This is a genomic window from Amycolatopsis stemonae, from assembly GCF_054781455.1.
Genome location: NZ_BAAGUJ010000011.1, coordinates 79,091 through 94,058 on the forward strand (window position 1 = coordinate 79,091; position 14,968 = coordinate 94,058).

15 protein-coding genes are annotated in these 14,968 nt (G+C 71.9%); 9 read left to right on the top strand and 6 right to left on the bottom strand.

Going from position 1 to position 14,968, the window contains the following annotated elements:
• Positions 1–2: 2 nt before the first annotated feature.
• From ACYVLJ_RS33620 to ACYVLJ_RS33630, 3 genes are all read right to left on the bottom strand, one after another.
• Positions 3–1,574, bottom strand: a complete 1,572-nt coding sequence (locus ACYVLJ_RS33620; protein ID WP_460441684.1) for a molybdopterin-binding protein — start codon at positions 1,572–1,574, stop codon at positions 3–5.
• Positions 1,575–1,650: 76 nt separating this feature from the next.
• Positions 1,651–2,067 carry a VOC family protein gene (locus tag ACYVLJ_RS33625; protein WP_451988699.1) on the bottom strand — a complete coding sequence of 139 codons (417 nt, stop codon included), beginning with the start codon at positions 2,065–2,067 and terminating at the stop codon, positions 1,651–1,653.
• Positions 2,068–2,122: 55 nt separating this feature from the next.
• Entirely contained in the window at positions 2,123–2,482 is a 360-nt protein-coding gene (locus tag ACYVLJ_RS33630; RefSeq protein WP_460441846.1) for a helix-turn-helix domain-containing protein, read from the bottom strand.
• Positions 2,483–2,588: 106 nt separating this feature from the next.
• Between ACYVLJ_RS33630 and ACYVLJ_RS33635 the strand changes: the two genes are divergently transcribed.
• Both ACYVLJ_RS33635 and ACYVLJ_RS33640 read left to right on the top strand, forming a co-directional pair.
• Complete coding sequence (locus tag ACYVLJ_RS33635) at positions 2,589–2,858, top strand: DUF6480 family protein (RefSeq protein WP_460441685.1); 270 nt, start codon at positions 2,589–2,591, stop codon at positions 2,856–2,858.
• Positions 2,859–2,950: 92 nt separating this feature from the next.
• On the top strand, positions 2,951–3,976 hold the full coding sequence (locus tag ACYVLJ_RS33640; protein ID WP_460441686.1) for an MBL fold metallo-hydrolase: 1,026 nt from the start codon (positions 2,951–2,953) through the stop codon (positions 3,974–3,976).
• On the opposite strand, the gene ACYVLJ_RS33645 is transcribed toward ACYVLJ_RS33640, so the two are convergent.
• Complete coding sequence (locus ACYVLJ_RS33645) at positions 3,973–5,028, bottom strand: zinc-binding dehydrogenase (protein WP_460441687.1); 1,056 nt, start codon at positions 5,026–5,028, stop codon at positions 3,973–3,975. The genes ACYVLJ_RS33640 and ACYVLJ_RS33645 overlap by 4 nt on opposite strands.
• A gap of 85 nt (positions 5,029–5,113) precedes the next feature.
• Between ACYVLJ_RS33645 and ACYVLJ_RS33650 the strand changes: the two genes are divergently transcribed.
• Positions 5,114–5,737, top strand: coding sequence for a TetR/AcrR family transcriptional regulator (locus ACYVLJ_RS33650; RefSeq protein WP_460441688.1), 624 nt, complete (start codon positions 5,114–5,116; stop codon positions 5,735–5,737).
• Positions 5,738–5,771: 34 nt separating this feature from the next.
• A complete protein-coding gene (locus ACYVLJ_RS33655; protein ID WP_451988694.1) occupies positions 5,772–6,578 on the top strand; it encodes a hypothetical protein in 807 nt (268 codons plus the stop codon).
• Positions 6,579–6,588: 10 nt separating this feature from the next.
• Here the strand turns inward: ACYVLJ_RS33655 and ACYVLJ_RS33660 are convergent, their stop codons facing one another.
• Complete coding sequence (locus ACYVLJ_RS33660) at positions 6,589–6,948, bottom strand: hypothetical protein (RefSeq protein WP_460441689.1); 360 nt, start codon at positions 6,946–6,948, stop codon at positions 6,589–6,591.
• Entirely contained in the window at positions 6,945–8,084 is a 1,140-nt protein-coding gene (locus ACYVLJ_RS33665; RefSeq protein WP_460441690.1) for a cation:proton antiporter, read from the bottom strand. Before ACYVLJ_RS33665 ends, ACYVLJ_RS33660 begins: the two co-directional genes overlap by 4 nt.
• Positions 8,085–8,180: 96 nt before the next feature.
• Between ACYVLJ_RS33665 and ACYVLJ_RS33670 the strand changes: the two genes are divergently transcribed.
• The 5 genes from ACYVLJ_RS33670 to ACYVLJ_RS33690 all read left to right on the top strand — a co-directional run bounded on the left by ACYVLJ_RS33670 (position 8,181) and on the right by ACYVLJ_RS33690 (position 14,657).
• Positions 8,181–8,849 carry a hypothetical protein gene (locus ACYVLJ_RS33670; protein ID WP_460441691.1) on the top strand — a complete coding sequence of 223 codons (669 nt, stop codon included), beginning with the start codon at positions 8,181–8,183 and terminating at the stop codon, positions 8,847–8,849.
• A gap of 128 nt (positions 8,850–8,977) precedes the next feature.
• Positions 8,978–9,346 carry a CU044_2847 family protein gene (locus ACYVLJ_RS33675; RefSeq protein WP_460441692.1) on the top strand — a complete coding sequence of 123 codons (369 nt, stop codon included), beginning with the start codon at positions 8,978–8,980 and terminating at the stop codon, positions 9,344–9,346.
• Positions 9,343–10,569, top strand: coding sequence for a S1 family peptidase (locus tag ACYVLJ_RS33680; RefSeq protein WP_460441693.1), 1,227 nt, complete (start codon positions 9,343–9,345; stop codon positions 10,567–10,569). The genes ACYVLJ_RS33675 and ACYVLJ_RS33680 overlap by 4 nt, the downstream gene beginning before the upstream one ends.
• On the top strand, positions 10,464–13,601 hold the full coding sequence (locus ACYVLJ_RS33685) for a WD40 repeat domain-containing protein (RefSeq protein WP_460441694.1): 3,138 nt from the start codon (positions 10,464–10,466) through the stop codon (positions 13,599–13,601). Before ACYVLJ_RS33680 ends, ACYVLJ_RS33685 begins: the two co-directional genes overlap by 106 nt.
• A gap of 108 nt (positions 13,602–13,709) precedes the next feature.
• Complete coding sequence (locus tag ACYVLJ_RS33690; protein WP_460441695.1) at positions 13,710–14,657, top strand: TolB family protein; 948 nt, start codon at positions 13,710–13,712, stop codon at positions 14,655–14,657.
• Positions 14,658–14,968: the final 311 nt, after the last annotated feature.

Consider the following 14,968-nt stretch of genomic DNA (forward strand, 5'->3'; position numbering starts at 1 on the left):
TTTCACGCTGCGGTGAAGGTGACGTTGTGCCAGCCGGTCGCGCCGTCGGGGACGGTGCCCGCGCGCTGGTCGGTCTGCGTGTAGCCGGACTTGTCGGTGGCGCGGCAGAACACCTGGTGCACCCCGGCGGGCAGGTCGATCTCGGTCCACCACATCCGCCAGGTGTCGAGGTTGACCTCGTGTGACAGCGTGGTCTCCTGCCACGGCCCTTGGTCGACGCGGACCTCCACCTTCTCGATCCCGGTGTGCTGGGCCCACGCGACCCCCGCGACCCGGACCTTTCCCGTTCGGACGTTCGCGAACCCGCGGTGGGAGTCGATGCGCGACTCGGTCTTGATCGGCGCCTCGCGAGCCCAGCTGCGCTTGAGCCAGTAGGCCTGCCGCGCCGCCCACGTCGTCACTTCGATGTCCACGACCCACTTCGTCGCCGACACGTACCCGTACAACCCCGGCGTGACCAGCCGCGCCGGAAACCCGTGCTCCAGGGGCAACGGCTCGCCGTTCATCCCGATCGCCAGCATCGCCCCACGGGCGCGGTCCTGCGCCGCCGCGACCGGGGTACCCGAGGTCCACCCGTCGACGCTGGTGCAGAACAACTGCTCGGCACCGGGTTTCACCCCCGCCTCGGCGAGCAGGTCGGCCAGGTCGACCCCGACGAAGTTCGACGTCGACACATAATCGCCACCGACCTCATTGGACACGCACGTCATCGTCACCGTGCGCTCGACCAGCGGCCGGTTGCGGATGTCCTGGTAGCCGAAGCGGATTTCGCGGTCGACCATGCCGTGCAGCCGCAGGCTCCAGTCCTCGGTGCGCACCTGTGGCACCGACAACGCGGTGTCGACGCGGTAGAACTTGTCGTTCGGCGTCAGGAACGGCGGGGTGCCGAGCTTCGCGAAGTCGGCGTCGGCCGGGATCGTGGGCGCGGTCCGGGCCGGGACGAGCTTGCCGACCGCTTCGCGCGACGCCGTCGCGTCGCGGGTGGCGCTGATCAACTGCCCACCGAGGCCGGCCGCACCGGCCCCCACCACTACCCCGGCCCCGCCGAGCAGGAACGTCCGCCGGGACGTGCCGGTCTTCGCTGAATCGGGCTCTCGCCACACGCGCGGCGCGATCCGGTGCAGGAGCAGGAACACGGCGAGGCCGACGACCAGGCTGGCGAGCGGGGCCAGCAGCGCGACCGCCGTCAAGTCCGGGCGCTGGTCCACCGCGAACGCACCGACCAGCCCGAACACAGCGATGAGCACCGTGCCGGGCACCGGCGACCGTCGCGACAGGACACCCGCCAGCGCGGCGACCCCCACCATGACCACGGCCATGCTGCCCAGCAGCACCAGCTTGTCGTGGGTGCCGAACGTGCGGACGGCGAAGTCCTTCAGCTCGACCGGGGTGAGGTCGATCGCGCCGTTGCCGACCGCGAGGTAGGGCGAAGCGTTGATGCCGATGAACCCGGCGACCAGGTGCCCGGCGGCCAGCGCGGCGGCCAGGGCCAGGACGCCGGTGAAGGCGGCGGCGAAGAACCGCAGCCGCTTCGGCGGGGCGGGGCGGTCGGGCGTCACGGTGGTTGCGGCCATACCCCACGTTCGGTCCTGGAGCGGCTCGGTATGGGTCCGGTGTGCCGCCCGAACCGGTGACGCCCGGCGCGCCGCCTCAGGAACCGGACAGCGGCTGGCTGAACCGGATGCTGTTGCCGAAGGGGTCGCGAAGGCCGCAGTCGATCCCGTACGGGCGCTCCGTCGGCTCGTCGGTGAACTCCACGCCCTTGGCCAGCAGCGTCTCGTAGGTCTTGCGGCAGTCGTCGCTGCTGAAGAACAGCGACCCGCCCATGGCGCCCTTGGTCAGGAGGTCGCGGACCTGGTCCGCCGTCGCCTCGTCCATCCGGGGCGGGCCGGGCTTCTCCAGCAGGATCTCGCGGTCCGGGTGGCCGGGCACGTTGATCGTCAGCCACCGCATGAAGCCGAGGTCGGCGTCGGTGTTGACCTCGAGGCCGAGCTTGCCGACGTAGAAGTCGAGCGCCTCGTCCTGGTCGAGCACGAAGATCTGGGAAATCGTGATGGCGTTGAGCATGGGGCGACGGTAGTTCAGGCAGGCACCGGGGTGCTTATCCGAAATGATCGTCCCGTCAGCTCCGCGGCCGCAGCCACGCCATGGCGAAGCAGGTCGGCACGTCCGCGACCGGCCCGTGGCGCCGGTAGGCCGTCGGAGGTTCGCCGACGATCTCCCGGAACGTCCGGCTGAAGGTCCCGAGGCTGCCGAAACCGACCTCGAGGCAGATCTCGGTGACGCTCCGGTCGCCCGAGCGCAGCAGGAACATGGCCCGCTCCACCCGCCGGCGCTGCAGGTACCGGTGCGGCGTCTCGCCGAAGGTGGCACGGAAGGTCCGGATGAAGTGCACCGGCGAGACGTGCGCGATCCGGGCCAGCGCGGGCACGTCCAACGGCTTCGCGTAGTCCCGGTCCATGGTGTCGCGGGCACGCAGCATGCGGCGGTTCATCTCCTCGACGGCCCGGCTCACGTCCCCGATCCCACCACACCGCGTTCACCCGCCGATCAGCGGTTGACCGCGGCCGCGGGGGTACCCGCCGACCATGGACAACGAGCCGATCCGCACCGAACCCGCCGACACGACCAGGCGTTCCACCGCGCCCGGTCCGGAGCCCGAGGACGCCCCCGGCCTCGAACCCGGCGGCTCGGTTCCGCCCGGCGACACGCCGCCGGACGCGGGCCAGACCTCGGGCCTGTCGCACCCGCAGCCGATGCCGTCGCGGACGCCGGCCGTCGTCACGCTGGTCATCGTCGCCGTGCTCGTGCTCGGGACCGCGGCGTTCTTCGTGCTCCGCGGTCTCGACCTGCTCTGACCCGTCCGCGAGATATCTCACCGGCGCGGTCCGGCCGGCCACCCGGTCGCTAAAGTCGTTGCGTACGCTTTGCAACCGACCAGGACAGGCGCATGCCCGAACTCGCGACCGACCAGCCGGACGACTGGACCACGCCGGGAGCACACCCCGTGGCGCCCGGTGTCCACCGCATCCCCCTGCCGCTGCCGATCGCGGGCCTGTCCACGGTGAACGCCTACGTGCTCGAGGGCCCCGACGGCCTGGTGCTCATCGACCCGGGCTGGGCGAGCCCGGCCACCGAGAGCGCCGTCGTGGCGGCCCTGACCGCGCTGGGGCACCGGCTCGGCGACGTGCGGACCTGCCTCGCCACGCACCACCACTGGGACCACTACACCCAGGCCTTCGCGTGGCGCGAGCCGCTGGGCGCCCGGCTGCTGATCGGCGAGCACGAGCGGCTCAGCATCGAGGGCTTCGACACCACCAACCCGTTCCCCAACCACCCGGAGCTCCTGGCCCGCTGCGGGGCCGGCGAGCTGGCCGAACGGGTGCTCGCGATCGACACCTCCGGCGCCGAGACGCCCTACGGGCCACCCGACGGCTGGCTCCGCGACGGCGACCGCGTCCCGCTGCACGAGGGCGAACTCGAGGTGGTTTCGACCCCGGGCCACACCCGCGGGCACGTCGTCTACGCGCACTCGACGGCAGGCGTGCTCTTCGCGGGCGACCACGTGCTGCCGCGGATCACCCCTTCGCTGGGCTTCGAAGTCGCGCCCGAGGCGACGCCGTTGCGCTCGTTCATTTCGTCCCTGAAGCTCCTGCTCGGCCGCCCCGACTCGGTGCTGCTGCCGGCGCACGGCGCGGTCGGCCCGAGCACCCACGCCCGCGTGCGGGAGCTGCTCGACCACCACCGCGAGCGGCTCGACGAAGTCAACGAGCTGCTGGCGACCGGCGCCGCCACGGCCTACGAGGTCGCGCGCCAGCTGCCGTGGACCCGCCACCGCCGGCAGCTCGACGCGCTCCAGCTCGAACACCAGCTGTCCGCGGTCATGGAGATCGAGGCCCACCTCGACGTCCTGGCCCACCTCGGCCGCGTCACCGTCGACGAGACGCCCGCGGTGCGCCGGTACAACGCGGCTTAGCCCAGCACGAACTTCCCGACGAACGTCTTCTGCTCGAACTCCCGCTGAGCGGCGGCGATGTCCTCGAGCGCGAACCTCCGGGCGATGACGGGCTTGAAGTCGCCCCGGCGCGCGTGCGTCACCAGCTGCTCGAACTGGGCGGGCGTCCACATGGCCGAGCCGATGAGCCGCCGGCTGTGCAGGTACAGGCGGCGGATGTCGAGCTCGACCTCCGGCCCGGCGATGGCACCGGCGGTCACCAGCCGGCCGCCCTCCGCCAGCGCGTCGACCAGGCCGGGAAACCCGCTGCCGCCGACCACGTCCGCCACGACGTCGACCGGTTCGCCGAGCTCCCGGGACGGCACGGTTCCGCGCGGCAGCACCTGCGACGCGCCCGCGGCGAGCAGCCGATCCCGTTTGTCCTCAGTGGACACCGCCACGACGGAACACCCGCGGGCGGCCGCGAGCTGCACCAGGGCGAGCCCGACGCCTCCGGACGCGCCCGTGACCAGGATCCGTTCTCCGGCCACGAGCCCGGCACGCTCCAGCATGCCCACGGCGGTCCCGTAGGCGATCGGCAGGACCGCGAGCTCGAGGTCGGACAACGGGCTCGCCGTCACATCGTGCGCGCGCCGGGCCTCGACGACGGCGAACCGGGCGAACCCGCCGTCGCGTTCACTGCCCAGCAGCCCGATCGCGTTCGCACCCGGGCCCTCGCCGTCGTAAAGCGCGCTGTCGACGAGGACTCGCTGGCCCAGGCGGGTTTCGTCGACGTCGCGGCCGACCGCGACGATCGTGCCCGCGATGTCGCCGCCCTGGATCCGCGGGAACGTCAGCGGCACGCCGCGCCAGCCGCCCACCGCACCGGGATCGCCCGCGGTGCCGTAGCTGCCCTCGCGGCTCCACACGTCGGTGTTGTTCATGCCGGCCGCCGCGACCGCGACCAGCACGTCGCCGTCGCCGGGCGCGGGGACCGGGAAGTCGGTGACGACCTCCAGCGCTTCGGGCCCGCCGTGCCGGGCCAGGACGACGGCCGTCATGCGGTCCGGCACCCCTGGCTGCTGCTTCGTCATCTCCACCGCCTCACGTAGGGTATACATACCGGTATAGTTACCGCACGAAGGCGCTGTCAAACGCCGCCTGCGGAAGGAGTCACGGATGCCACGGCCACGCACCCCCGAGGGCGAGCTGACCCCGGCGGCGAAACGCGTCCTCGCCACGGCCGGCGAGCTGTTCTACGAGCGGGGCATCAACGCGATCGGCGTCGACACGGTCGCCGAAGCCGCCGGTGTGACCAAGAAGACCCTCTACGACCGGTTCGGTTCCAAGGACGCACTGATCGTCGCCTACCTCCGCGACCGCGACCTGCGCTGGCGTGACTGGCTTCGCCACTACGTCGAGGAACACGGCACGACGCCGGCGGAAAAGGTGCTGCTGGTCTTCGACGCGCTCGCCGCGTGGATGCGCCACAACTCGCCGCGCGGCTGCGCGTTCGTCAACGCGCACGCCGAACTCGCCGACCCCGCGCACCCCGCCCGGACGGTCATCGCCGAGGACAAGCACTGGGTCCGCGGCTACCTGACCTCGCTCGCCGTCGACGCGAACCTGCCCGAACCCGGGCGCGTCGCCGACGAGCTCGTCATCCTGCTCGAAGGCGTCACGGTCACCCTCGCCCTCCGGACGGTCCCCCATGCCGCCGACCAGGCAAAACAGCTCGCCGCGCGCGCACTGGGACTGGGCGATACCGCGTTCTCAGCGTCCCCACAGGGGCCCGCTCAGTAGATTCGGGCCGATGCACCACGGCGAGAGGACTCCGATGGACCGGGCACCCGCAGATCCCCCGGCGCCCGACCACCTGCGGCGGCTGCGGTCGATCCGCACCGAGCTGACCCACCTCGAGGAACTGCTCTGCCACGGCGCGCACCCGGTCTCCGACGCGGCGCACACCGTCGTGGACACCGCCAAGCAAGCGCCGGCCTGGCTGCGCGTCACCCGCGGCGAGCAGCGGTGGGCGGTCACCCTGGCGATCGCGCTGGCGGTGACCCTCCAGCTGGTGCTGCCCGACCGGCTCGCGTTCCGGCCGCACTGGCTGCTGCCGGTGCTGGAGGTCGCCCTGGTCGCGGTGCTCATCGCGGTGAACCCGGTGCGGATCACGCGCGGGCACCCGTGGCTGCGTCCGCTGTCGGTGGCGTTGATCGCGCTGATCAGCCTGGCCAACGGCTGGTCGGCCGCCTTGCTGGTGCTGGACCTCCTCTCCGCACGCGCGGGCGAGGAACCGGCGCCGCTGCTGGGCAGCGGCGGCGCGATCTGGCTGACGAACGTCATCGCCTTCGCCTTGTGGTACTGGGAATGGGACCGCGGCGGCCCGGTGGCCCGGGCCCGCGGCGAGCGCCCGCGGCCCGACTTCCGGTTCCCGCAGATGGAGGACCCGGCCGGGCACCCCGACTGGGAACCGCATTTCGTCGACTACTTCTACGTGTCCTTCACCAACGCGACCGCGTTCAGCCCGACCGACGTGATGCCGATGTCGCGGTGGGCGAAGATGCTGATGCTGAGCCAGTCCGCGGTCTCGCTGGTGACCCTCGCCGTGGTCGTGTCGCGGGCGGTCAGCCTGTTCAAGTGACGGCCGCGGGTCAGACGAGCTTGCAGGGGATGTCGGCGTTTTCGTCGAGGTGGTACGAGGCGCACACCCGGTGGTAGCCGTCGGCGACGATCAGGCCCTGGTGGGTGTCCCCACGCACCAGCAGGACCGGCGACAGCGCCCGGCCGTCCTTCACCTTGCCGAGGTCCTTCGCGACGTGCGGGTTGTCGGCCGGCAGCAACGCCAGCCCGCTGGCACGCAGGATGTCCTTCGCCTTGCGGTGGGTCAGCGTGGCCGCTTTGAGCGCGTCGACGAGCCGGCCGGCCGCGGCCTCGTCGGTGACGAGGGTGAGGTAGTCGTACGCCGCCGGGTAGTCGTGCTCGTCGGGTTCGTCCTTCCAGTGTTCCTTCATTCCGCCTCCTCGGGTGAATGTGCGGGTGCGCGCGCGGCGGCGACGGCGGTCACCGCGACGCTGATGACAGCGGCGGCGAGGATCGCACCGCCTTCCCCGGCGGACATCAGGCCCTCGCGGGTCCCGATGGTCACGGCCGCGACCGGGACGCCGAGCTGGGCGCCGGCCAGCAGGGCCAGGGCGAGGGGCTGGCCCAGCAGCCGGGTCGCCGCGTGCACCAGGACGGTCCCCGCCGCGAGAAGACCGGCCAGCACGATCAGCCGTGGCTGGGTGCCCAGCGCACGCAGGTCGAGCGAGGCGCCCAGCCACACGAAGAACACCGGCCCGAGGAACCCGTCCGTGACCGCGAACAGCTGACGGGCCAGCCGCCGCGGCTCGCCGACCGCGGCCAGCGCGAGACCGGCGGCGAACCCGGCGAGCATCACCGAGACCCCGACCAGCTGCGCGAGCCCGGCCAGGCCGAACACCACGATCAGGGCGATCCGCAGCTCCAGGCCGAAGTGCCGGCTCTTGCTGATCTCGTGCGCACGGGTGACGAGCCCGCGGGCGTGCAGCCATCGCAGTGCGGCGAACCACAAGGCGCCCGCCGCGATCACCACGAGCGCGCCGAGCGCGGCCCGGCCCGCCCGGCCCGGGTCCTCCGCCAGCGGCAGGGCGACGATGCACACCGTGTCCGCGATGGCGACCTGCACGATCGTCGCGGTCACGGCCAGGCCGTCGAGCCCGGCCTCGTGGAGCACCGGCATGATCAGGGCCGCGGAACTGGACGCCAGGAGCACCGCGTAGAGCAGCCCGTGCCCGGTCCCGGTCAGCGCGGCCACGCCGAGCCCGGCGGGCACCGCGAGCACGCCCACGACCGCCGCGAGCAGTGCCCCGCGCCGCAGGGCCACGCGCAATGCCGCGTCGCGCAGCGGAACGTGGCTGCCGGCCTCCAGCATCACCAGCGCGAACCCGGCCGCGGCCAGGAAGGACAGGATCGGTTCGTCCGCGTGCACCCAGCCCGCCCCGGTGCGGCCGATGGCGACGCCGGCCAGGAGTTCGCCCACCACGACGGGAAGCCGCGTCCGCCGGGGCGCCGCGAGCAGCGGCCCCGCGAGCCCCGCGGCGACGACCAGTGCGAGAGTGGACAGATCCATGGCGCTCCTCGGTTCCCGCTCCGAGTATCGTCGGCCGTTGTCATCTCCACCACAGGAGATTCACACCGCGCTGGGCTCGGTTCGGGGGGACGGGAAATGCGGGTCAAGAACGTCCTGGGGGTGCTGGGCGGCGTGGGCGTCGCCGCGGCCCTCGGGCTCGCCAGTGATCACACCGTCGCGGCCTACGGCTGGTTCGTGTGCGCGGCCGGGCTTTCCTTCGGGCTGTCGGAAATCCGGCGACGCGGCCACTACCGGTGGCGGCCGCCCGAGCCACTGCCCGAGGACCCGGGAGCGCCGGTCCTCCCGCCGGACCAGGACCCGGTCCTGGTCGCGGCGAGCGGGCGCCGCGTGCGGCGCTCCCGGCAAACCGCGCTCTACGCCGCCGTCCTCGCCCTCACGATGGCGGGTATCGCCCTGCTGCCGCTGGGTCCTTGGCGGACCCCGTTCATCGCCATGGCGTTGTTCTCCGGGTACGGCGTCGTCGCGGCGATGATCGACGCGGCACGGTTCCGTCCCCCGCTCCCCGGCCGCTGGACGGAACTCGAAGTCGTCGCCCCTGCGGCGAGCAAGCCATGGCGCCTGGCGCGCACCCCGGACGGCGCCGAACTCGCGTTCAAGCTGACCGCCACCGACGAAGCACTCACCCACCACATCGAGCAGACCAGCCGCCTGCGCGTCCTCGGCGAGCCCCGCATCGGCGGCCCGGTCCGCATCGCCGTTCCCGGGCACGATGTGCTCGGCCTGGCGTTCTTCAGCCGGCCGTAAAACGGTTGTCGCCGAATACGATTGCTCCATTCTGGTGGCATCGCCCGGTGACCGGGTGCGGTGATCCCCGTACCGACAGAATGGAATTCGCCCGGCGGATCGTGCCGGGGAGGGGCGGAGGGGAACGCGTGACCTATCTGGTGGAACTGCCGGTCGGCGGTTCGGCGGGGCGGCAGACGGTGGGGGTCGAGATCGACCAGGTCGAGGAAGGGCTGGTCAAGGCCGCCCGGCCGGGGGAGATCGTCGCCCGGGGCGCCCGGTCATTGAGCGAAATGGTGGCCAAGGTCCGGCCGGTCGCGGAGGACTTCGTCACCGGGTTCCGCGGCATGGTCCACGCACCCGACGAAATCGCGGTCGAGTTCGGGCTGTCCCTGTCCACCAAGGCCGATGTCATCATTTCCAGCGCCTCGGCCCAGGCCAACTTCAAGGTCAAGCTCACCTGGAAGACGTCGGCGGAAGACGAGGAGGGCCCGCAAGCCGGCGACCCGGCGTCATGACGGCGCCGCCGCCCGCCGAGAGCACCGGGCCCGGCTCGCTGGACGCCGCCGTACTGCGGATCTTCACCTCTTCGGGGCACCCCGTCGGCTTGGGCTTCCTGGTCACCGACACCCTCGCGCTCACCTGCGCGCACGTCGTCACCGCCGCGCTCGGGACCGGGGACGACGCCCCGCCGCCGTCCGGAGCCACGCTCCGGGTGGATCTGCCACTGCTCGGCCCGGAGCGGCCGGACGCCGGGGCCGCGGCGAGCGTCGCGCACTGGATCCCTGAGCAGCCGTCGGGCGTCGGGGACGTGGCCGTGCTGCGCCTCGACGCGCCGATGCGCGACGCCCGGCCGGTCCGGCTGGTCGAGGCGGACGAGGTGTGGGGACACCCGGCCCGGGCCTACGGCCTGCCGGACGGGCGCCCCGGCGGCGTGTGGCACAGCGGCACGCTGCGGCACCGCCAAGCCCACGGCTGGATGCAGGTCGACCTGGCCGGGGACGGCTACCGGGTCTCCCCCGGCTTCAGCGGCGGGCCGGTGTGGGACGACGAGCTGGCCGGGGTCATCGGCATGGTGGCCGTGGCCGAATCCGGGCACCCGCCCGCCTGCTACCTGATCCCCGCCGCCGCCCTGTTGGCGGCCTGGCCGGGCCTGCGCGAACTCGTGCTGCCGCCCTCGCCGTTCCGCGGGTTGCGGCCCTTCCAGGAGACCGACGCGGCCCTCTTCCACGGCCGGCGGGCCGAGAGCGAGCACGTTGCGCGAATCGTGGCCGGCGAGCGCTGGACCACCCTCGTCGGGCCCTCCGGCTGCGGCAAGTCGTCGCTGGCCATGGCCGGGGTCGGCCCGCTGCGCCGGGCGGACGGCGACTGCCCGGTCGTGCTGCGGCCCGGCCACCACGCCAGTCCGCTGCACGCGCTGGCGGCCGCGTTGCTGCCGTTGCTGGAGCCGGACCTGTCCGAAACCCGGCGGCTGTCCGAGACGCCCGAGCTCGCCGACGTGCTGGCCGAGCAGGGACTGCACGGGATCGTGCCGCGCATCCTCGACCGGCAGCGCGGTGACCGGCTGCTCGTCGTGGTCGACCAGGCCGAGGAACTGCTCGACCTCCCGCCGGGCAGCTCGAAGCCCTGGCGGCGGTGCTGTTCGACGACCGCATCCCGGCCACGGTCCGGGTCCTGTGCACGCTGCGGGCCGACTTCCTCGAACCGGTCCTCGCGCACCCCCTGCTCGGACCGGTCGTGAGCAAGCGGGTCTGCGCGGTGGAGCCGATGCGGCCGGAGCAGCTGCGCGAGATCATCGCCAAGCCCGTCGGCGAGGTTCCGGGCGTGCACTACGAGCCGCACTTGGCCGAACGCATCCTGGCCGACACCGGCTCCGAGCCCGGTGCGTTGCCCCTGCTCGGTTTCACCCTGGACCTGCTGTGGGAGCGGCAGGACAAAGGCGTGCTGACGCACGGCGCCTACGAACTGATCGGCGGCGTCGCCGGCGCGCTGGGCGAATACGCCGAGCGCGCCTGGGCCGAAAACGTTCCGGCGCCGGACGAACCGGCGGCCGAGCGCCTGCTCACCCAGCTCGTGCGGATCCCGCTCGGGAGCACCGCACCCGTCCGGCGGATCGCGTCACGCGCGGAACTCGGCGAACCGGAATGGCACATCGCCCAGCAGCTGGCCGCCACCCGGCTGCTGGTCCTGCAAGGCGGCGAAGGCCCCGAAACCGTCGAGCTCGCCCACGAAGCGCTGCTCACCGGATGGGCGAGGCTCGCCCGGCGGATCGCCGCCGATCGGTCCTTTCTGGACTGGCGGGAGTCCCTGCGGCACGACACGGACCGCTGGCAGCGTCGCGGACAACCTCGCGATCTGTTGCCCAGCACCACTTCCCTGACCGTCGCGGGGCAATGGCTACCCGGGCACGCCACCGAGCTCACCGCCGCCGAACGCGACTACCTGGACCGCGGCCGCGTTCATCGACGCGTCCAGACCCGCCGCCGGCGGGCCCTCAAGGCCGGGCTGGCCGTCGTCGTCGTGGCCGCGTTGACGTTCGTGTCGCTGTTCATCTACGCGCAAGCGCAAAGCGGCGAACGCGAGGCACTCGCCAATTCGCGAGCCTTGGCCCAGCATTCGCAGGACCTCTCGGCCCGGAACCCGGCGCTCTCGGTGATGACCGCGCTCGCGGCTTACCAGACGTCGCCCACCCAGGAAGCGCGCAACCAGCTGTTGCGGCAGTACCTGGCGCACTCGAACTCCGAACGGGTCCTGTCCGGGCTCCTCGGGACGATCGCCGGGTTCCACGCGAGCCGGAACGGTGATGTGGTGCTCGCCAGCACCGACCTGGGGCGGCTGACGCTCTTCGTCCACGCCACCACCGGCAAGACTCGCGGCGTGCCGGTACAGGCCGGGCACGTGCTGTACACGATGGTCTCCCCGGACGGCAAGCGTGCGGGGTTCGTCGGCGACGACGGGACCGCCGGCTGGTTCGAGGTGGATGCCGACGCCCTCCTGCCGGCCGGTCCGGTGCACACCCTGCCCAAGGTGTCCGGGCTGACCACCTACTACAACGGCCCGGGGAACTCGGCGGCGATGTCGCCGGACGGCAAACTGATGGCCGTCCCGGCCGGCGACCGCCTGGTCTGGTGGGACCTGGACACCGCGACCGTCGCCGGCTCGGTCCCCGCGCCGCCGGACGCGAGCAACGGGCTGTGGATCAGCCAGGACAACCGGACGTTGCTGGTTTACACCTACGGCCTGGACGATCCCGACCACCCGTCCGGGCTCACCGCCGTGGACATGGCCACCGGACGGTCCCGGACGGTGCTGGCGCCGCAGAAGGACCAGTACTTCGTGGTCTCGGGTGATCGCACGGCTGTCGTGGCGTGCCGCACCCCGGAGGGTGGCGGCGGCTCGGTCTTGTCTCGGGTGCGGGTCTCGGACGGGGTCGCGGAGGGGCGGCCGTACAGTTCACCGACGTCCTTCTTGTGCTCGCACAACGCCGTGGACGTGACCGGACGCCGGGTCGTCGTGAGCGAAGACTCCGTTCGGGTCGTGGACCTGGACCTCGGGACCGAGGTCTCCTCCGGCAACGAAGCACCCAGCGCGAGCGAGTACGCGCCGGACCTGATCTCGGCCGACGGGAAGCTGCTGCTCGCCACTTACGGCTCTTCGGAGATCACCTACACCGAACTCCCACCCGGCTCACGGACCCTCGACGTCGCCGACCAGGTGCTCACCGACGACGGCAGCAAGACGGTCAGCCTGCTGAAAGACGGTTCCCTGCAACTACGGCCGTCCGGTGTGGACAGCGACCGGGTGCTGGCCGAGGCCCCTGCCCCGCCCGCTCAGGAGGACAAGCCGAAGAACGAGCTCTACCTCAACCGCGACGGCAGCCTGGTCGTGGACCGGGAAACCGCGAACGTTGTGTCGGTGCACGAAACCGCCACCCTGCGGCAGACCACCCGGATCACCACCGCCGAGCCACCGAGCCGCCCACCGATGAAGCCCGGCGACTACCTGCGCACCGGACACCAGCAGCCGGACAACAACTTCAGCTACTTCTTCGACTGGACCGGGAACCTGGTCACCGTTTCGGGCCGGCAGGTGCAGCAGTGGGACGCGCGGACGGGACGTCAGCTCGCGCGGTTCGACACCGGCACCGTGCACCCCGACGGCGACGCCGGCACCCCGACGATGGCGGTGGGGCCCTACCCCGAGCCGAACCACGTGCAGGTGATCGTCTACGGCGATCCGGTCGTCCGCGCCGTCGACCTCACCACCGGGCAGACAACCGCCACCACCGAAGTCACCGACGACGCACTCGGGCTGCAGTTCGATCCCAGCGGCCGGTACTTCGCGCTGATGCGCCAAGGCTCCGTCGTCGAGCTGTGGCAGCGCGACCCGCCGGTCCGGGAACTCGGACCGTTGCCCAGCCTGTCCGACATCAGCAGTGCGAGGTGGTCGGCCGGCTTCCTCGACGGCGACGGCCACTACCTGATCGCGGCCAACAACTCCGTGCGCGTCTATCAGGTGGGGAAGCAAGCCCCGGTGGACTCCTACGAGTTCGGGCACCCGGACGGCCAGCAGACCCAGTACACGTTCATCAACGTCGCGAAGGACGGCCGGACGGTGCTCTACGCCGGCTCGGACGGGCTGGGCGGGGCACTGGCGCTGGACCCTGCCGCGTGGACCCGCGATCTGTGCCGCATCATCGGCCACCGCGACTTCACGCCCGAGGAACAGGCCGGCCTGCCCGCTCCGATCCCGGCACGGCAGGTCTGCCCCTGACCCGCGGCGCCCTCTTCGATTTCCTCGTAACACGAGGCCGAGGCCGACCGACTCAGCACCGTGTCTCGCCATTCGCCACTCCTGCGTGGAATTCGCATTCTTGCCTGCGTGCTCGTTGCCGCTGCGGCGGCCGCGTGCTCCGGCAACGGCCCGATCTCGAGCAGCACCACCCAATCGGTACCCAGTGCATCGCCTGGCGACCCGGGAGCACCTGCGACGACGTCCACCGATGGTGATCTGCCACGCGGTCCCGCACTCGTTCTGGCGAACCATGCCCAACTCCAGTTCGTCACACCGCGGGGAAGCGTCGCCGCCGCCCGGGAGTACCCCGGTTCCGGCCGGCCGATCACGGATCTCGACAAGGCGTCCTTCGATCCCACGTACAGCAAGATCGCCTCTCTCGGCGACCCGCTGCCCTACCAGGCCACGGCGATGTCCTACGAAGCCGGCTACATTACTTTCGACGGCGAATTCCACCGGGTCACTCCGCCGCAAGACAGCTACTCGAAGCGCCGGCTTTACACGGGAGCTCTGTTCATCGGCGACCAGCTCGCGGTCGTCATCGACAACACCGCATTGGTTTGGGCCGCGACAGGTGACCCGGTCCCCGGCGGGACCGATCCCGCCGCAGTCGACTACGACGGATACGCCGGGCCGGCGTGCGCGGCGGACACCGTCACTCGCGGCCAGGTGTGTGAATCGGACGGCACGATCACTGTGACTCTCTCGAAGTCCAACCGCAGTACGTTCGGGCACGACGTGCCGGCGGGGCCGGTGCTCGGCGTCGCCCCCGACGGTTCGGCGATCGTTCGCTCGCCCGACAACCGCCTCTATTCGGTGAGCCGTAAGACCGGTGACGTCCGCGGCTTGACCCCTGAGACCGACTACATTCCCACCAGCGCTGCCGTCTCACCCGACGGCGGCACAGTTGCCTTCACCGCAGAACGCGACACCACCACGGCCCTCTTCCTCGTCGCGGGCACCGGTGGCACACCGATCCCGTTGCCGAACTACACCCCGCTGTCCGGCGCCATGCTGCGCACCTGGCTGGGATGAGCAACGCCGGGGTTCGGCGAGCCTGGCGATATCCAGCTCAAGGACGGGAGGGCGCTCGGTCATGGCTTACGACGCGCACTTGGCCAACCGGATCCGCGAGCTGCTCGCGAACGTCTCGCCGATGACCGAACAGGCGATGTTCGGGGGCGCCGCCGAGGGGAGCCGGTGACGGACGCCCTCACCGATCCGGCTGGCCCGCCTCCTGGGCCGTGGGCCAGTGCACCGTCTCGCCCGTGCCGCGCAGGGCAGCCGCCGAGTCCGGGCGGAGCGCCGTACCGGTCGGCGCCGTGAGCTGTCGCGTGTGGTCCCGG